This is a genomic window from Sphingomonas sp. MMS12-HWE2-04, assembly GCF_044881185.1.
GTDB lineage: Bacteria > Pseudomonadota > Alphaproteobacteria > Sphingomonadales > Sphingomonadaceae > Sphingomonas.
Genome location: NZ_CP173254.1, coordinates 2392395 through 2410288, shown reverse-complemented (window position 1 = coordinate 2410288; position 17894 = coordinate 2392395). Strand labels below are relative to the sequence as shown.

12 protein-coding genes are annotated in these 17894 nt (G+C 65.4%); 7 read left to right on the top strand and 5 right to left on the bottom strand.

The features are described 5' to 3' along the window. Window positions 1-33 precede the first annotated feature (33 nt). The 3 genes from AB2M62_RS10895 (at window position 34) to AB2M62_RS10885 (ending at window position 5483) form a co-directional block, all read left to right on the top strand. Complete coding sequence (locus AB2M62_RS10895; protein ID WP_404333665.1) at window positions 34-3219, top strand: TonB-dependent receptor; 3186 nt, start codon at window positions 34-36, stop codon at window positions 3217-3219. 69 nt (window positions 3220-3288) lie between these two features. Further along, complete coding sequence (locus AB2M62_RS10890; RefSeq protein WP_404333663.1) at window positions 3289-3990, top strand: SapC family protein; 702 nt, start codon at window positions 3289-3291, stop codon at window positions 3988-3990. Beyond that, the gene (locus AB2M62_RS10885; protein WP_404333661.1) at window positions 3987-5483 is read left to right on the top strand and encodes a tryptophan halogenase family protein; all 1497 of its coding nucleotides are present in this window, start codon (window positions 3987-3989) and stop codon (window positions 5481-5483) included. The genes AB2M62_RS10890 and AB2M62_RS10885 overlap by 4 nt, the downstream gene beginning before the upstream one ends. Here the strand turns inward: AB2M62_RS10885 and pelA are convergent. From pelA to AB2M62_RS10865, 4 genes are all read right to left on the bottom strand, one after another. Then, complete coding sequence (pelA, locus tag AB2M62_RS10880; protein WP_404333659.1) at window positions 5480-6772, bottom strand: pectate lyase; 1293 nt, start codon at window positions 6770-6772, stop codon at window positions 5480-5482. The genes AB2M62_RS10885 and pelA overlap by 4 nt on opposite strands. Window positions 6773-6780: 8 nt before the next feature. Beyond that, window positions 6781-8370 carry a family 43 glycosylhydrolase gene (locus tag AB2M62_RS10875; protein WP_404333657.1) on the bottom strand — a complete coding sequence of 530 codons (1590 nt, stop codon included), beginning with the start codon at window positions 8368-8370 and terminating at the stop codon, window positions 6781-6783. Between the two features lie 113 nt (window positions 8371-8483). Further along, on the bottom strand, window positions 8484-8924 hold the full coding sequence (locus AB2M62_RS10870; protein ID WP_404333655.1) for an Lrp/AsnC family transcriptional regulator: 441 nt from the start codon (window positions 8922-8924) through the stop codon (window positions 8484-8486). Next, window positions 8921-9919: a cyanophycinase gene (locus AB2M62_RS10865; protein WP_404333653.1), complete on the bottom strand. Its 999-nt coding sequence runs from the start codon at window positions 9917-9919 to the stop codon at window positions 8921-8923. Before AB2M62_RS10865 ends, AB2M62_RS10870 begins: the two co-directional genes overlap by 4 nt. 110 nt (window positions 9920-10029) lie before the next feature. Here AB2M62_RS10865 and AB2M62_RS10860 point away from each other — a divergent pair, with 110 nt between their 5' ends. Further along, on the top strand, window positions 10030-12831 hold the full coding sequence (locus tag AB2M62_RS10860; RefSeq protein ID WP_404333651.1) for a TonB-dependent receptor plug domain-containing protein: 2802 nt from the start codon (window positions 10030-10032) through the stop codon (window positions 12829-12831). Next, window positions 12831-14129, top strand: a complete 1299-nt coding sequence (locus AB2M62_RS10855; RefSeq protein ID WP_404339906.1) for a M20/M25/M40 family metallo-hydrolase — start codon at window positions 12831-12833, stop codon at window positions 14127-14129. Before AB2M62_RS10860 ends, AB2M62_RS10855 begins: the two co-directional genes overlap by 1 nt. 204 nt (window positions 14130-14333) lie before the next feature. Here AB2M62_RS10855 and AB2M62_RS10850 read toward each other — a convergent pair whose 3' ends face one another. Then, window positions 14334-15239: a formylglycine-generating enzyme family protein gene (locus tag AB2M62_RS10850; RefSeq protein WP_404333649.1), complete on the bottom strand. Its 906-nt coding sequence runs from the start codon at window positions 15237-15239 to the stop codon at window positions 14334-14336. 207 nt (window positions 15240-15446) lie between these two features. Here AB2M62_RS10850 and AB2M62_RS10845 point away from each other — a divergent pair, with 207 nt between their 5' ends. Together AB2M62_RS10845 and AB2M62_RS10840 are read left to right on the top strand one after the other, a co-directional pair. Then, window positions 15447-16175 (top strand): FadR/GntR family transcriptional regulator, encoded by a 729-nt coding sequence (locus AB2M62_RS10845; protein ID WP_404333647.1) that lies wholly within the window; start codon window positions 15447-15449, stop codon window positions 16173-16175. Between the two features lie 146 nt (window positions 16176-16321). Then, a complete protein-coding gene (locus tag AB2M62_RS10840) occupies window positions 16322-17881 on the top strand; it encodes an arylsulfatase (protein WP_404333645.1) in 1560 nt (519 codons plus the stop codon). The last annotated feature ends 13 nt before the right edge of the window (window positions 17882-17894 follow it).

The window sequence follows — 17894 nt, the reverse complement described above, 5'->3', positions numbered from 1 at the left end:
TCCGACCGCAAGTGTCGGTAAAGGGAGGGATGTATGATTGATTTCAAGCAACTAGCATATGCGCGCACCGTATCCTTGATGGCGGTTGCCGCCGCGTTGGCGGTGCCCGGCGTGGCCGCAGCCCAGGTCGCCGATCCGCAGGCTGCGGACGCGCAGACCGACAGCGTCGATGGGGACCAGGGGCCCGACATCGTCGTCTCCGGCGTGCGCGCCTCGCTCGAGCGCTCGATCGCGATCAAGCGCGATTCGACTGGTATCGTCGATGCGATCTCGGCCGAGGACATGGGCAAGTTCGCCAACACCAACCTTGCAGAATTGCTCCAGCGCATCACCGGCGTTTCGATCGACCGCGTCAACGGCGAAGGCTCGACCGTGACGGTGCGCGGCTTCGGCGCGCAGTACAACCTCGTCACGCTCAACGGTCGCCAGCTCGCGACGTCGAACATCGTCGCGGTCGGCGGCGATCAGGGCGGTGACGGCGCCGGCGGCTTCGGCCGTTCGTTCGACTTCGCCAACCTCGCGTCGGAAGGCGTCAAGACGCTTGAGGTCTACAAGACCGGCCGTCCGCAGATCCCCTCGGGCGGCATCGGCGCGACGATCAACATCGTCGGGGTGCGTCCGCTCGACCAGGAAGCCGGCTTCACCGGCTCGATCGGCGCCAAGGCGAGCTACGACAACAGCACCGACGACTGCATCGACTGCGGCAGCAAGGTAACTCCCGAATTCTCGGGCATCGCCAGCTGGACCAACGCCGATCAGACCTTCGGCGTCACGCTGTTCGGCAGCTACCAGAAGCGCAATTTCAGCTTCGCCAGCCAGGCGAACAATTATTGGAACATGCCGACGCTGACCGACTTCCTCGATCCGTCGAAGGGCTTCGTTCGCGCGAACACGGTGATCAACAACCGTCCGACCGATCCGAACGTGCTCGTCGCGGTGCCGGACGATTTCCGCTATCACTTCTCCGAAGCGAGCCGCGAGCGGATCAACGGCCAGGCCGTGATGGAATTCCGCCCGACCGACTCGCTGACGCTGACCGTTGACGGTCTCTATGCGCAGCTGCGCCAGTCCGAGCGCCGGTCGAGCCAGTCGAACTGGTTCAGCCGTCCGTTCGACGAAGTGACCTTCGATGACGCCACCAACGGCATCGCGACCACTCAGTATCTTCACGAGACGCTGACCGGCGTGAAGGACGAGGGCTTCGAGAACGCCTATCGCGCGCAGAAGAACCGTCTGTATGACGTCGGCGGCAACGCGAAATGGGACCTTGCCGACAATTTCAGCGTCACGCTGGATGGGCATTTCGGCAAGGCGGAGAGCCTTCCCGACAATCCCAACGGGCAGACCTCGACCACGGTGGCCTTTAACGGCAACATCGTGAGCTCGCACGGCCTGAGCTGGAGCGATGACGGCTTCCCGACGCAGACGCTGACGATCAACGACTGCTATGCGCAGACCACGCCGACCGGCACGCCGTTCCGCAACGGCAATTGCAACGGCGTGTTCGACGCGGGCGATCTGTCGTCTGCGGTCCAGCGCCAGTTCGCGTCGACCCAGACGCAGACGATCAAGGAAGGCCGTCTCGACGCCGGCTGGGATCTGGGGGGCGGCAGCCGATTCGATTTCGGCGGCGACTATCGCACCACCGAGACGCGCCAGACGCAGATCAACACGCGTCAGGTGCTGGGTGACTGGAATAATGCGCTTCCGCCAGACGTCGCGGCCTACGCCCCGGGTCTTGTTCAGCAATATTGCCTGGCCTGCCAGTTCCATCACAACGACGCGACCGCCGACACGGCAGGCCTCGTCGCGTGGCGCGCCCAGGACACCACCGCGCTCTATAACGCGCTGTACAACCACTATATCGGCATCACCAACGACGGCGTGAACCACCAGAACAACATTGACGGCAACACCGACAATCGCGTGAAGGAAGACATCTGGGCAGCCTATGGCCAGGTGACCTGGAAGGGCGAACTGGGCGGCCGCAAGACCAGCCTGGTCGCCGGCGTGCGCTTCGAGAGCACCAAGGTGCATTCGGTCTCGCTGCAGCAGGTCCCGCTCGCAGTGGTGTGGCAAGCCGATAACGACTTCAACGTCGCCAACTCGGCCGATCGCCAGGAAGTCACCGGACGGGGCAGCTACAACAATCTGCTGCCGTCGTTCGACTTCCAGATCGAGCCGCTCGACAACGTGATCGCGCGCCTGTCGTACAGCAAGACGATCTCGCGTGCGCCGTATGGCAGCCTGTTCGCGTCGACGAGCGCCGGCGCGCTCAACAATCCGACGTCGCTGGGGGGTACTGCCACCGGCAACCAGAACGATCCCAACCTGAAGCCGCTGGATTCGGATAACTTTGACATCTCGCTCGAATGGTATCCGCACAAGGATGTGTATCTGTCGGTCGGCTTCTTCGACAAGCGCGTGCACAACTTCATCGGCAACACGGTTGTCCAGCGTAACCTGTTTGGCCTGCGCGACCCAACCGCCGGTCCGAACGCGACTGCCGCACGCGGCATCGTCACCGGGCTGGGTGGCGACATCACCAACGTCAACCTGTTCACCAGCGCTGCCGTGCTCCAAAAGTACGCCGGCAACGTAGCGACGGCGACGGCGGAGCTCGCAGCGAATTACGACGCGGCGAACCGGACGTTCAACTCGACCTATATCGCCAACACGATCGCGGCGCTCGACGTTCAGCCCACCACGGGCGATCCGTTGCTCAGCTTCGCGGTGAACACGCCGATCAACAACAAGGACGCCGAGATCTATGGCGTCGAGCTCGCCGGCCAGTATTTCCTGGGCAACACCGGCTTGGGGCTTGCCGCTAGCTACACGCTGGTCCGCGGCAATATCGGGTTCGACATCACTGCCGATCCGACCGCGAACCAGTTCGCCCTGGTCGGCCTCAGCGACACCGCGAACGCCACGCTGATCTACGAGAAGTACGGCATTTCGGCGCGTCTCGCCTATAACTGGCGCGGCAAGTTCCTGAGCGACGTCAACCGCGGCGCTGCCCATAACCCGGTCTACAACGACCCCTATGGCCAGCTCGATCTGAGCATCAGCTACGACGTCACCAAGAACATCTCGCTGAGCTTCGAAGGCATCAACCTGCTCGAAGAAGGCACGCGGACCTACAGCCGTGATTACATCAACACTTGGTATGAGGCGGAAGGTTCTGCCCGCTACCTGCTCGGCGCGCGCTTCCGCTTCTGAGGCGACGTTCCTGAAACTCTCGAAAGGCCGCTCGCACAGGGCGGCCTTTCTTGTTTATGATCGGATGTCATGACCCAAGTCGTTCTCAACAACATCGACCATGGCGACCTGCGCGTGCGGCTGGAACGCGGCGCGGCGTTCGGCGATGCCATCAACCAGGCCATCGTCTTCCCCACCGAATTCGAGGCATTGCAGCGCGAATATGTCATCCTGTTCCGCCGCGATGCGGAGGGCGGGTGGCGCTCGACGGTGCTGCTCGGGCTGGACGCGGAGGAGAATCTGTTTCTCGACGGCGATCGCTGGGATGCCCACACCATTCCGGCATTGATGCTGCGCGGCCCTTTCTCGGTCGGCATGCCGCGCCCCGGCGAGGCGGGTGAGCCGATGATCCATGTCGAGCTCGAACATCCGCGCGTCTCGCGCAGCGAAGGCGCGCCGCTGTTCCTCGAACACGGCGGCAATTCGCCCTATCTCGAACTGATCGCGGGCGTCCTGCAGACGATCCTGGTCGGCGACCAGGCGAGCGCGGCGATGTTCGCTGCGTTCGAGGCAGCCGGGCTCCTCGAACTGGTTACGCTCGACATCGAGCTGCAGAGTGGCCGGCGCTACAAGTTGCCCGATTGCTACACGATCAATGCGCAGAAGCTGGCGCAGCTCGATGGCGCTACGCTGGAAGCGCTTCACCGCGACGGATTCCTGCGCTGTGCGATCTGGCAGCAATCGTCGCTCGGAAACCTCCAGCGCCTTATCGCGCGCAAGGAGCGCAAATGACCGAGCAACCCCGTTATCGCGTCGTGATCGCAGGCGGCGGCACCGCGGGCTGGGTCACCGCCGCAGCGCTGGTCCGCCATGTCGGGCCGCTGGTCGACATCACCTTGGTCGAATCCGACGCGATCGGCACGGTCGGCGTCGGCGAATCGACAATTCCCACCGCGCGCAGCTTCCACGCGCTGCTCGGCATCAACGAGCGCGTGTTCATGCGCGAGACCAATGCCACGTTCAAATTGGGCATTTCGTTCGAGAACTGGCTGCGCGACGGCGATCGCTATTTCCACCCCTTCGGTACGGTGGGGCGATCGATGCCGCTGGTCGACTTCCAGCATTTCTGGCTGCGTGCGCGCGAGCGCGGCTTTGGCGGCGGCTATACCGATTATTCGCTCGAGACCCAGGCGGCGCTGGCGGGCAAGTTCGCCACCGGCGATCCGGCGCCGCTTTCCTTTGCCTATCACCTCGACGCGACCGCCTATGCCGCATTCCTGCGTGGGCTTGCCGAGCCGGCGGGCGTGAAACGAGTTGAAGGCAAGATCCGCCAGGTCGAGCGCGACGGCGACAGTGGCGACATCGCTGCGCTTGTGCTCGAATCGGGCGCGCGGATCGAAGGCGATCTGTTCATCGATTGCACGGGCTTCCGCGCGCTGCTGATCGAGGAGACGCTGCAGACCGGGTTCGACGATTGGGGCAAATGGCTCCCGACCGACAGCGCTTTCGCCGTGCAATCGGAGACCACCGAGCCGCCGGTGCCCTATACAAGGGCGATCGCGCATGGCGCCGGCTGGCGCTGGCGCATCCCGTTGCAGCACCGGATGGGCAATGGCTTCGTCTTCTCGAGCGCACATCTCTCGGACGATGAAGCGCGCGAGCAACTGCTTGCGGCGGTGCCGGGAAAGCCGCTCTTCGATCCGCGGCTGATCCGTTACCGCACCGGTGCGCGCAAGCGGACGTGGAACCGCAACTGCATCGCGATCGGGCTGTCCAGCGGCTTCATCGAGCCGCTCGAATCGACCAGCATCCATCTGGTGATGATCGCCGTGACGCGGCTGCTTCAGAATTTCCCCCTCCGCCATGACATGGTGGCGCTGGCCGAGCGCTTCAACGAACAGTCGCGCGCCGAGACCGAGCATGTCCGCGACTTCATCATCCTCCATTACACGCTAAACCAGCGCGATGAGCCTTTCTGGCGCGAACATGCCGAGCGCGCAGTACCCGACAGTCTGGCCGAGCGGATCGCCGCGTATCGTGAGGGAGCGATGGCTTGGCAGGGGGCCGACGACCTTTTCCGCGTCGATAGCTGGAATGCAGTGATGACCGGGCAGGGCATGTTCCCCCAGGATTATAACCGCATGCCGGCGCTGATGCCCGACGCCGACCTGGCTCGGGCGCTTGGCGATTTGCGCGCCGGCATCGCCGCGCAGTTGCCGAAGCTGCCCAGCCAGACCGAGTTCCTCGCCGGCTATTGCTCGGCGGCGAAAGAGGTCGCTGCCTAACCGCGCGCGCCGGCCGCTATTTTTCGCCACTTGGCGTAGCGGTCGATCGCCTTTTGCGGGCCGGGGCTGAACCAGCTATACCCGTTGCGGCGTTCGGCGCTGAGTTCGTTCGCATCGTCATGCACGCTGCGATCGCGATCGCCGAACACGGGCTTGCCGGTGGCGATGTCATAATAGCGCGACCAGAGCGGGCCGGCGCCGGGCCTCGCGATCAGGCGGCGACCATCGGCGCCATCCGGACGCGTCCATTCGACGTCGCGCAGGGCGTGCGCCTGGAGCCAGGTGACGCCGCTCTGCACCGCGGCCTCGATTGCGGGCGAGCGCCCGGGCAGTTTCATCAGCAGCGCGAGCAAATTGGCGCTTTCATAGCTCGACAGCGAGACCGGCTCGAAATTGCGCGCGCCGGCGGGGGCGAGGGTGAGCGCATCGTGCTGCTGGCCCCAGATCGTCCGCTTTCCGGCGACCACCACCTGCGTGTCGAGGATAACGCGGACTGCCTTGGCGACTGCGGCCTGCGCCTGGGCAGCGAGCGGGGCGGCGACCGAGGCATAATCGCCCTGGCGCCCGGCGACATCGGCGAGGAGCAGCACGACGTCGGACATCGCATCGTCGTTGAAGGTCAGCGCGTCGTGATAGCCGCCCTGGAGCGGATAGACCTGCGGCCAGCCGCCATTGGGGAATTGCGCCGCGAGCAGATAATCGATGCCCTTGGCCAGCGACGCGCGATAGGCGTCGCCGTCCGTGCCCGGCAGCGCCGCCTGGACGCGCGCGAGAAAGCGCAGTTCGGAGGTGGTGGCGTTGTTGTCGATCGTGCCGACATAGTTCCAATCCTCGCCGGCCTGGATATCGGTCCGGGCATAGGCCGGCAGATGCTCGATCGGAACATAATGCTGGCCACGCAGCCGCGGCGGGCCCGAACGGTCGACATTCTTGCCCCAGCCCCCCGCGGGAGTCTGGAAGCTGACGATATTGTCGGCGACCGCGCGCGCCTCGGGCCCGGCATACCAGGCGGCGGGCTTGTCGATCGGCATACCGCTGCCGCCCGACGGGCCGGGCGAAGGTGCCTCGGGAGCCGGATCGCCGGCACGCTCGGCAGCGAGCGCGGCCTTGTCGGCCGCCATCAGTGCGCGTGAGCGGGCGAGATAGGCGATCCACGCGCCTTGCTGCGCCGTGGGCAGCGTGGCGATCCGCGCTTCGCTGATCGGCTCGGCGGGCGTCATATGGCCGATGACTTCGGCCGAGGCAGTGCCGGCGACGAGAAGGAGCAGTGGAGCGAGCCTGTATATCATCTTGTCCCTCACAGCGCGCGGAAGCGGAAGTCGCGGAAGCGCGCCGTGCCCGCACCCGCAGAATAGAGGCCGGGGCGCAGCATCAGGAAGCCGCCGCGGACATTATGGTGATAGCCAGAGACTTCCATGCCGCGATCGAAACGCGTCCAGCTGCGCCCGTCATCGGCGCTGGTGTGGAAGGCGATAATGTGGCGATTATTGGTGACGCGCATCCGCATCTTCCGGCCATATGGGTTCGGCGGACGGCCACGTTCTATGCCATATTGGTGTGTGACGAAGCGCTTCTCGTCGAAGCCTAGCCCGCAATAGAGCTTCTCGTCATAGAACAGGATCAGCCCGGCGGTGCCGCCCGGCGCGAGCTCGATATCGCATTCGAACTGATAGGCCTGGTCGCCCGCGACGAGCAGCAGCGGCGCGGAATCGCTCGGCGCCACGCCGCGCGCCTGGAGAAGCAGCGATCCGTTCTCGGTGCGGATACGTGAGGCTTCGTCGGGGGCAGGCTTGAAGAAATTCCACTTGCCGCCGAGCGCCAATGGCCCGTGGAAATCGTCCGAGAGCGGCTGGCCATGGGGCAGGGCGCTGCCGCCCCTGGGCTTGGCAATCGGCTGCGACAGGTCGCCGCCCTTCATCCGGAACCAGCCGTCCTTCGTCCATTCGATCGGATCGAGCAGCGCCTGGCGGCCAAGCGTCCAATAGCCGTTTTCGAAGCCGTGATAGACCGACCACCAGCTGCCATCGGGCGCCTCGACGAGCGACGCATGGCCGCGCGACCACCATTTCTCGTCCAGGCTCGTGGTGCGGACCAGCGGGTTGTGCGGGCATTGCTCCCACGGGCCGTGGATCGAGCGTGACCGTGCGGCGATCACCATATGCCCGGTCGACGGTCCTGCGGTGCCGCCCACCGCGGTGATCATGTAGAACCAGCCGCCATGACGGTGGATCTTCGGACCTTCGGGCGAGAAGCCCTCGACGTCCCAGTCCTCGGGATAATGCCAGGGATCATAGACATGCTCGACCGGTCCGACCGTGGACAGCCCGTCGGCCGAAAGCCGGATGCGGTCTCCGCCCGAGAGGAACAGCCAGCGCGATCCGTCCTCGCCCACGGCGTGACACGGATCGATATGGTTGGGCAGCTTCAGGTCGATCGGATCGCTCCAGGGGCCGTCGATATGATCGGCCCAGATCACGAAGATCGAGTTCGGCTTCGCTTTCACCGGAATGTAGAGGAAATAGCGCCCGTCATGCTTCTCCAGGCTCACCGCCCAGACCGAGCCGATATTCTGGGAGAGCGCCGCCTTGCGCGGTTGCCAGTTCACCAGGTCGCGCGAACGCCAGATCACCAGCCCCGGATAGGAATCGAAGCTGGAGAAGGTCATGTAATAGTCGTCGCCGTCCTTCAGGATGGCGGGATCGGGATGATCGCCGGCGACGAGCGGGTTGAGGAACTTGCCGTTGCCGAGGTCGGCGATGCGCTGGTTGTCGAAGCCGCGCTTCCAGTCGGGCGTTTTGGCAGGGCGAGGGGCGGCAGATGCGGGCAACGCGACTGCAGTCGTTCCGGCCAATGCCGCAGCGAAAGCACCGCGCCTCGTAACCTGCATTTCAGCCTCTCCTTGCTTTTGGAGTCCAACGTAAAGCGTAAATGATACCGGTGGCAATGGATCAGCAACGGCGAGTCGATTGCGGGGTAGAGGCGTATCGTGAGGGAGCTGGATCAGCGCTGAAGCTTGGTCGCCAGAATGACCGAGGAGGTAGTGCGCTCGACCCCTTCCATCGCGCCGATCGCGTCGAGAAGATCGTTGAGGCGATTAACGTGCGGCGCTTCCAGCAACGCGATCAGATCATATTCCCCGGAAATCGCGTGCAATGCCGTGACTTCGGGCATCGTCACCAACGCATCCTGGGTGGCCTGGGTCGCCTTGGGATAGAGCTTGATCATCACATGCGCGCGGACCTGGCGGCGATCATAGTCCTCGCCCAGCCGCACGGTGTAGCCGACGATCGTCTCCTGCCGCTCGAGCCGCTCGATGCTGCTGTAGACCGCGGTGCGCGACACGCCGAGAGCGCCCGCGAGTTCCGAGACGTTGCGCCGGGAATCTGCCCGCAGCAGCGCGAGCAGCTGCCGGTCGATCTCCTCCGGCGCGCGCGTGGTCACGGCTGGTGCACTGCAGCCGGCGCGTCGAGCAATTGCCCGGCTTTCACCCGCGCCGTACCCGAAAATGCCGGCGCGGCGACGCGCAGCTGGTTTAGGTCGAAACGGCTGTCGGGTCCGATGCCCGTCACGCGAATACCGGACCAGTCGAGCGGCGTCCCGGGCTTGACCGCGGCGCGCCCTGCAGGCTGGACGAGCCAGGCAAAGCCGCCGCTGCGCGAATAGAGCTGGGTGCTGCCATCGGCCTCGACGCACAGCGCGCTTTCCTCGTCGACTCCGATCCCGATCGCCTGCGCATCGCGCTGCCGCGCGGCGGCGAGGAAGGCGATAAGCCGGCCGAGCCGATTCCGAGCGCCGAAATGCGTATCAGTGACGACGTGGGCGAGGCGCGGCATGTGGAGGAAACCGGTAACCAGCGTCACGCCCGGACCGATCGGATCGGCGAGCGCACGCGGCGTATCGATGCTGTCGCCGTCCATCGCGCCATAGGCGGTGCCGCCCAGGATCGCGAGCCCCGCGCTGGTGCCGCCGATCGGTCGACCCTTTTTGACGTGCGCGTCGAGCAGCGCCGCGACCGGCGTATCTTTCCAATAGCGGACGTAATTGGCCTGGTCGCCGCCGGCGAGGAAGATGCCGTCGGCATGGGCCAGGATGTCGAGCACGCGCTTGTCGTTCGCCGCGGTGCGATCCCGGAACACGATCGTCTGCACCGAGAGCACGCCGCCGACCTGGCCAAAAATCTCCTCGCCGGCCTCACCCGCGCCCGACGCGCGCAGCACGACGATATGGCCGTGCCCGGCGCGCTCGGCGAACCAGCGGAAGGCGCGATAATCCCATTCGCCGCCGCCCATCAGCATCAAGCCCTGGCGGGTCGGCGCCGGCCGGGCCGCGGCGACATTGCCGACCTCGTAATAGCTGTAGCCGGGCGTCGATTGCGCAGCGGCAGGGACGGCCAGCGCAAGCCCGGCGATCGCGGCGAGCAGCGATAGTGTCTTCACGGCCATAGTCCCTTTCAGATCGTGCGAAATGCGCGATCATATTGCATTTTTGTTATTCCATTTTGCAGCGCAGCGATATCAATATGTCAACACGCAACGGGGGATCGCATATGCGCTATCGGAATATCATCGCGTCGGCATTGGCCGGAACAGCCTTTGTCTGGGCCCCCGCGGCAATGGCGCAGACTGCCGACCCGCAACTCGACAGCGCCGCGCGGGCCGACAGCGCCGATCCCGAGATCGTCGTGCTCGGTTCGCGCATCCCGCGCGTCCAGGCCGAGGGCCCGGCGCCGGTGACCACGATCACCTCCGAAGACATCCTGCGCAACGGCTATCAGAGCGTGCCCGACGTGCTGCGCGCGATCACCCAGAATGGCGGCGAGACGCAGAGCCAGCAGAGCTTCTCCGGTGCCGACTTCACCCCCGGCGCTCAGCAGGTCGATCTGCGCGGGCTAGGCCCCAATCACACGCTGGTGCTGGTCAATGGCCGCCGCATCGCCGATTTCCCGCTGCCTTTTGGCGGCAACAGCAACTTCACCGACATTTCGAACATCCCGGTCGGGCTGATCGACCAGCTGCAAGTGCTGAGCGGCAGCGCCTCCGCGATCTATGGCTCGGACGCGATTTCGGGCGTGGTGAACTTCCAGCTCAAGTCCAAGCCCGATGGCACGCGGATCGATTATCGCGCCGGCTTCACCGAACATGGCGGCGGCACCTCGCAGCGGCTGTCGCTCACCACTGGCTGGGAAACCGGGGGCTTCCACGGCGTGATCGGCGTCGAGCTGCTCGATCAGCGCCCGCTCTGGGCCTATCAGCGCAAGCTCCAGGATTCGACGCTGGACAGCCCGTCGCCCTCCACGGCGATCGCCCGGCGCAACTTCCTGCGCACCGACGAGGATAACGATTATCTCGATCCGGGCGCGAGCGTCTGCGCATCGCTTTCCAAGCTCAACGGCGGGACGACCTATTACGCCGCCCGGCCCGAATATGGCTATGACATCGCGAACGATGAATATGTCGATGGCCGGTATTGCGGCAGCAACGAGGCGATCGGCTATGGCACGACGATCAGCGAGCGCCGCTCGATCAGCGGCTATGGCTCGATCGGCTATGATTTCAGCGATCACGTCCAGTTCTTCGTCGACGTCCAGGCGAGCTATTCGAAGCTCAAGCTGTTCAAAGACACGCTCGACTGGTTCTATGTCGCGCCCGACGGCAATGAGGAAGGCACCTTCTTCAACCCCAATATGCCGACCGACCTCACTTCTAGCGGCGCGCAGCTAGACAATTGGTATCGCCTGTTCACCCCCGAGGAGATGGGCGGGCTCGACAAGGGGATGACGCGCAATCGCTCGATCACCTACAACATCACGCCGGGCATCAAGGGCCAGCTCGGCGGCAAGTGGAACTACGAGCTCGCCTATAATCACGCCGAATACAGCTCGAAGATCGAATTCCCCCAGGTCGTGATCGACAAGGCCAATGCGCTGTTCCTCGGCCAGCAGCAGGGCGTGGACGACGATAGCGGCTATGCGATCTTCGACGCCGATGTCTCGCGGCTCTATACGCCGCTGACTCCGAGCGAATATCAATCGATCACGGCGCTCTCGACCTATCGGCCCAAGACCTGGGTCAACAACGTCTCGGCGACGATCAACACCACCAGCCTGTTCGATCTTCCCGCCGGTCCGGTCGGCTTTGCCGCGGTCGCCGAGATCGGCGATCAGGGCTATGAGATGAACCCCGATCCGCTGGCGCTGCAGCAATATTATGTCGGCCTGGTCGATTCAGACGGCCACGGCACCCGCCAACATTGGGGGGCGGGCGGCGAGCTGCGCGTGCCCGCGTTCAGCTTTCTCGAGCTGAGCGGCGCGGGCCGCTACGATCATTATGCCTTTGCCGGGAACGGCTTCGGCAAGTTCACCTACAATCTCGGCGCCGAGCTGCGCCCGATGAAGAGCCTGCTGATCCGCGGCGCCTATGGCACGGGGTTCCGCGCGCCCGATCTCCATTACATCTTCAAGGGGCCGGGCAACACGCATACCGGCGGCACCGATTATTATCTCTGCGCGCAGACCGATCAGGAGATCGACGACTGCAGCTATGACGATGTCGATTTCATTGCGAAGCACAACGGCAATCGCCGCCTGCGCCCCGAAACCTCGACGTCGCTCAATGCCGGCATCTTCTTCCAGCCGGCGCGCAACTTCGATTTCTCGGCGGACTATTTCCGCGTGAAGATGAAGAACCAGGTGCTCAACATGAGCATCGACACGGTGCTGCGCGACGAAGCCGATTGCCGCGCGACCGGCGGCACCACGCCGACCTGCGTCGATGCGCTCGCCCGCGTCCAGCGCTATGCCAGCGGCGCGCTGGAGGGCGAGATCCAGTCGGTCTCGATCAACCCGATCAACATCGCCGAAGAGACCACCGACGGCATCGATTTCGCGATGCACCTGCGCGTGCCCACCGCCGGCATCGGCCAATTCGCGCTGTCGGGCAGCTACACCTATGTGCTGGGCCACACGATCCGCCAATATCCTGGCGATCCGGTGATCGACAAGCTGGCGTTCGAGAGCGGCTATTACATCCCCAGCGACAAGGCGACGGCGAGCCTGACCTGGGATCTCGGCCGCGTCTCGACCACGCTCAACGGCCAGCGGCTGAGCCGCCTGCCCAATTATGCCGAGGACGCCTATATCAAGGCGAGCTACCTGTTCAATCTGTCGGTCCAGGTCGACCTGAGCGATCGCTTGCGCCTCTCGGGCACGGTCAACAATCTGTTCGATCAGAACCCGATCAAGGACCGCACGTACAGCAGCTATCCCTATTACGACATTTCGTGGTTCGATGGCGTCGGGCGCAGCTTCTATCTCCAGCTGACCTACAAGCTGGGCGGGGCCAAGCTGTGATGCGCGGAGCGCTCGCTGCCGTGGCCATGCTGGCGGCCACGCCGGCGGCGGCGCAGCTCTCGCGCGCGGAAAGAGCGATCGACAAGACGGTAGACGCCGGGTTCGACGCGTCGGTGGCGCTGCTCCAGAAGCTGGTCGACCAGAATAGCGGCACGCTCAACCGCGACGGCGTGACCAGGGTCGGCGAGATGATGCGCGCCGAGCTGGAGCCGCTCGGTTTCGCCGTCCGCTGGAAGCCGATGGACGCGGTGCAGCGCGCGGGCCATCTGATCGCGATCCACAAGGGCAAGCCGGGCGCTAAGCGCATCCTGCTGATCGGCCATCTCGATACCGTGTTCGAGCTCAGTTCGCCCTTCCAGAAGTTCGTGCGCAGCGGTGACAAGGCGGAAGGGCCGGGCGCCGGCGACGACAAGGGCGGGATGGTCGTGATCGTCGCCGCGCTCCAGGCGATGCAGGCGGCGGGCACGCTCAAGGGCGCCAATATCGAGATCGTGCTGACTGGCGACGAGGAGGATGCCGGCAGTCCGCTGGCGCTTTCGCGCGCCGACCTGATCGCCGCGGGCAAACGCGCCGATGTCGCGCTCGATTTCGAGGGGCTGGTGATCGATGGCGGCAAGGACATGGGATCGATCGCGCGGCGATCGGTGACCGACTGGCGGATCACCGCGACCGGCAAGACCGGGCACAGCTCGCTGATCTTCACCCCCGAATATGGCGACGGCGCGATCACCGAGCTCGCCCGCATCCTGACTGCCTTCCGCAAGGACCTGCCCGAGCCGAACCTGACCTTCAATGCCGGGGTGATCGCCGGCGGGGCGCGCGCCGAGATCGACGAGAGCGGGAATGCCAAGGCCGGCGGCAAGACCAACATCATTGCCGAAACCGCGGTCGCCACCGGCGATTTCCGCACGCTCAGCCCCGAGCAGACAGCGCGGGTGCGGGCGAAGATGGAAGCGATCGTCGCCGCCCACGCGCCGGGCACCGACGCCAAAATCGAGTTCGGCGAAGGCTATCCGGCGATGGCGCCGACGCCGGGCAACAAGGCGCTGCTCGCCGCGCTCAACGGCGTCAACCGCGACCTCGGCCTCGCCGAGATGGCGCCGCTCGATCCGTTGAAGCGCGGCGCCGGCGACATCTCGTTCGTCGCCGCCGATGTCGACAGCCTGGCCGGGCTCGGCACCTACAGCACCGGCGACCATGCCCCCGGCGAGACGGTCGATCTCACCAGCATCCGCCGCCAGGCCAAGCGCGCCGCGATCCTGATCTCGCGGCTGAGCGTCGAGCGCGCCCCGCATTAACGGCGTACCGACATTAACTTCCCCCTCCCTGCAAGGGAGGGGTCAGGGGTGGGTCAGAAGCGGTCGGGGCTCGATGCCCCGGCCGCTTCTTTTATCCCAGCTGCGGATTGAGTCCTCGGGCGCGCAGACGCGCGCACCCACCCCCAACCCCTCCCTTGCAGGGAGGGGAGCGCGTTCGAGTGAAGATCGAATGTCCTAGGGCACTCACCCGCTGAAGGCGCAGCGAAACCCGATATGGCTGGTCGAGGTGTCGATCGTCTCGGGATGGCGTGCGGCGGGACGGTAACGCCGGCAGTAATTGGCCGCGCAGAGATGCGAGCCGCCCTTGACCACGCGCCGCGCAAAGCCGCTGGCCGGATCGCGGCTGGCGTGCTTCGAGGCGCCGCGCGGGTTCTCGCTGACGCAGCAGCTGTCCTTCCGCTTCGCCGCGGCCTTGGGCTCGGCATACCAGTCGGCGGTCCATTCCCAGACATTGCCGATCATGTCGTACAGGCCATGGCCGTTTGGCGGGAAGCTGCGCACGGGCGAGGTGCGCTGCCAGCCATGCGGGCTCTGGTTGGCGAAGGGGAACAGGCCGAACCAGGTGTTGGCGAGGATCTGGCCGCCCGGGCTCAGTTCGTCGCCCCAGGCATAGTCGGCGCCCTCCAGTCCGCCGCGCGCGGCGAATTCCCATTCGGCTTCGCTCGGCAGGCGCTTGCCGGCCCAGGCAGCATAGGCTTCGGCGTCGCTCGCCGTGACATGCACCACCGGATGCGTCTCGATCCCGTCGATCGTGCTGCCCGGCCCCAGCGGATGCCGCCAGTCGGCGCCGAGCCGGAACTGCCACCAGTTCGAAGGATCGCCGATATCGACCGGCCCCAGCGTTTTCTCGAACACCGCCGATCCCGGCTGAGCGAGTTCGGAGGGCATGCCCGGATAGTCGGCGGGATCGGGGGCGATCTCGGCCGACGTGACATGGCCGGTTTCGGCGACGAAGCGGGCGAAGTCGGCATTGGTCACCGGCGCCTCGTCGATCCAGAAGGAATTGACGCGTACCCGGCGCACCGGCGCCTCTTCGGGATAGAAGCGCTCGGACCCCATTGCGAAGGTGCCGCCGGGGATGTGGCGCATGCCGGGAAGGGGGGATGGGTCATCGATTGTCCAGGACGAAGTTGATGCGGGCGCGGGCGGCGACCGGGCATGCGCCTCCTGCGAGATAAGCGATCGTCAGGCAACGGCGGCCGGCCTGGTGCGGCACCCTTGTTCATTCCCGCCGCTTTCCGCTAGCACCGTAAAGGGCGCCAGGTTGGCAGCGGTGCCGATGGGGATGGCGAGACGATGGCGACGGTGCCGAGGGAAGGGCTGGAAGAATTCGGTCCGCCCGGCCGGACGCTGACGCTGAACATGGTCGACACCGTCGGCCGCGCGATCGTGCGCGGCGAATATAACAGCCGCCCGTTCCCGACCGAGGGCGATCTGACCCGGGAGCTGGGCATCAGCCGCTCGGTCACGCGCGAGGCGATCAAGATGATCACCGCCAAGGGGCTGCTCGGCGCGCGGCCCAAGGTGGGCACCTATGTCCAGCCCGAAGAGAATTGGAACCTGTTCGACGTCGACGTGCTGCGCTGGCTGATGGAGCAGAAGCTCTCGCGCACGCTGCTGCGCCAGTTCAACGAGCTGCGTTTGACCGTCGAGCCCCAGGCCGCGGCCTGGGCCGCGCGCCGCGCCACGCCTTCGCAGGTGACCGCGATCCTCGCCGGGCTCCGCCGGATGCAGGAGGCGGCAGAGGGCCGCGACGATCCGCTTTCCGCGGACATCGAGTTCCACGTTGCGATCCTGCGCGCCTCGGGCAACCCGTTCCTCTCGCAGTTCCGCGACATCGTGGCGACGGCGCTGCGCACGTCGATCCGCATCACCAACCGCCAGGCAGGCGGCAAGGCGTGCATCGGCGATCACGAGGCGGTCTATCAGGCGATCGCTGCGGGCAAGCCGGATGTCGCAAGCGCCGCGATGGCCAAGCTGATCGACGATGTGCTCGACTATCTCGACCATTCGCCTGAAGACTGAGCGCCGATAAGGGTCGCGCGTATGCGCTTCGCGTCGTGCGCCCGTCCTATTGCAGGCGCGTCTATTATTTTGTCATTTAATATGATAATAATTCGCGCGACCGCGAGGCGGAATGGAGAGAGGATAAGGCCCTTTTGAACACAGCGATGACGCGCCGTGGGATGTTGCTGGCGGGCGCAGCGGTGTGCGCTGCCCCGCGTGCCTTTGCGGCAAGCCCGCGCAAGCCCAACATCGTCGTGATCTATGCCGACGATCTCGGCTATGGCGATCTCAGCTGCTATGGCGCGACTGCCATCGCCACGCCGAACATCGACGCGCTGGCGGCGCGGGGGACGCGCTTCGTCAATGCCCATTCGCCCTCGGCGACGTGCACGCCGTCGCGCTATGCGCTGCTGACCGGCGACTATGCCTGGCGCGCATCGGGCACGCAGATCCTGCCGGGCGACGCGCCGGCACTGATCCGGCCGGGCAAATACACGCTGCCGGCGATGCTCAAAAAGGCGGGGTATGCCACCGGGCTCGTCGGCAAATGGCATCTCGGCCTGGGAGACGGCCATGTCGATTGGAACGGCGTGATCGCGCCCGGGCCGCTCGACATCGGCTTCGACTATGGCTTCTTCCTGCCCGCTACGCTCGATCGCGTGCCGACCGTGCTGATCGAAAATCGCCGCGTCGTAAATCTCGATCCCACCGATCCGATCCGCGTCGATTATCACCGCAAGATCGGCACCGAGCCGACCGGCGCGGAGAACCCCGATCAGCGCAAATTCGGTGCCGATCCCGAACATTCGAATACGATCGTCAACGGCATCAGCCGGATCGGCTACATGACCGGCGGGCAGGCGGCGCGGTGGCAGGACGAGCAGTTGAGCGACGTGCTTCTCGGCAAGGCCGTGGCGTTCGTCAGCGCGCAAAAGGATCGCCCCTTCTTCCTCTATTATGCGGTCAACGAGCCGCATGTGCCACGCGCGCCGCATCCGCGCTTCGTCGGCAAGTCGGGGCTGGGATCGCGCGGCGATGCGATTCTCCAGCTCGATTGGACGGTGGGCGCGCTGATCCGGACGCTCGAAGAGCTCGGGCTCGCGGACGACACGTTGGTCGTCTTCAGCAGCGACAACGGCCCGATCCTGTTCGACGGCTATGCCGATGGCGCGGCCGAGCGGGCCGGCGCGCACCGACCGGCCGGGCCGTATAGCGGCGGCAAGTACAGCATCCTCGAAGGCGGAACCCGCGTGCCGATGATCACCTGCTGGCCGGGACAGGTCCGCAAAGGCCATGTTTCCAAGGCGATCATCGACCATGTCGATCTGATCGCCTCGCTCGCAGATCTGGTCGGGCAGGCGCTGCCATCGGATGCTGCAGTCGACAGCTTCGACATGCTCGCGCCGCTGCTCGGGCGCAGCGAAGCGGGGCGGACCTATGTGGTCGAGGATACCAAGCTCATGGTGACGACGGGCAACACCGTTGCGAGCAGCGGCGATCGTATCCTGGCCATCCGCGAAGGCGACTGGAAGCTGATCCGCGCCAGCGTCGACCCCCAGCAATTCCACGGCAATGCGATCGGCACCTCGGCGCGCACCCAGCTCTACAATCTCGCCGACGACCCGGGCGAGAAAAGCGATCTTGCGCTGCGCTATCCCGATCGCGCCGCAGACTTGCTCGCGCGGTTGAACCGTCTCGAGCAGAAGGGTCGTAGCCGGCCCTGAGGCCGGCCACGGA

What these genes read in the sequence shown, in the direction of transcription:
- AB2M62_RS10895 (WP_404333665.1), top strand. Translation starts at nt 34, where the DNA reads ATGATTGATTTCAAGCAACTAGCATATGCGCGCACCGTATCCTTGATG.
- AB2M62_RS10840 (WP_404333645.1), top strand. Translation starts at nt 16,322, where the DNA reads ATGACGCGCCGTGGGATGTTGCTGGCGGGCGCAGCGGTGTGCGCTGCC.
- AB2M62_RS10850 (WP_404333649.1), bottom strand. Translation starts at nt 15,239, where the DNA reads ATGCGCCACATCCCCGGCGGCACCTTCGCAATGGGGTCCGAGCGCTTC.
- AB2M62_RS10845 (WP_404333647.1), top strand. Translation starts at nt 15,447, where the DNA reads ATGGCGACGGTGCCGAGGGAAGGGCTGGAAGAATTCGGTCCGCCCGGC.
- AB2M62_RS10890 (WP_404333663.1), top strand. Translation starts at nt 3,289, where the DNA reads ATGACCCAAGTCGTTCTCAACAACATCGACCATGGCGACCTGCGCGTG.
- AB2M62_RS10860 (WP_404333651.1), top strand. Translation starts at nt 10,030, where the DNA reads ATGCGCTATCGGAATATCATCGCGTCGGCATTGGCCGGAACAGCCTTT.
- AB2M62_RS10875 (WP_404333657.1), bottom strand. Translation starts at nt 8,370, where the DNA reads ATGCAGGTTACGAGGCGCGGTGCTTTCGCTGCGGCATTGGCCGGAACG.
- AB2M62_RS10885 (WP_404333661.1), top strand. Translation starts at nt 3,987, where the DNA reads ATGACCGAGCAACCCCGTTATCGCGTCGTGATCGCAGGCGGCGGCACC.
- pelA (WP_404333659.1), bottom strand. Translation starts at nt 6,772, where the DNA reads ATGATATACAGGCTCGCTCCACTGCTCCTTCTCGTCGCCGGCACTGCC.
- AB2M62_RS10855 (WP_404339906.1), top strand. Translation starts at nt 12,831, where the DNA reads ATGCGCGGAGCGCTCGCTGCCGTGGCCATGCTGGCGGCCACGCCGGCG.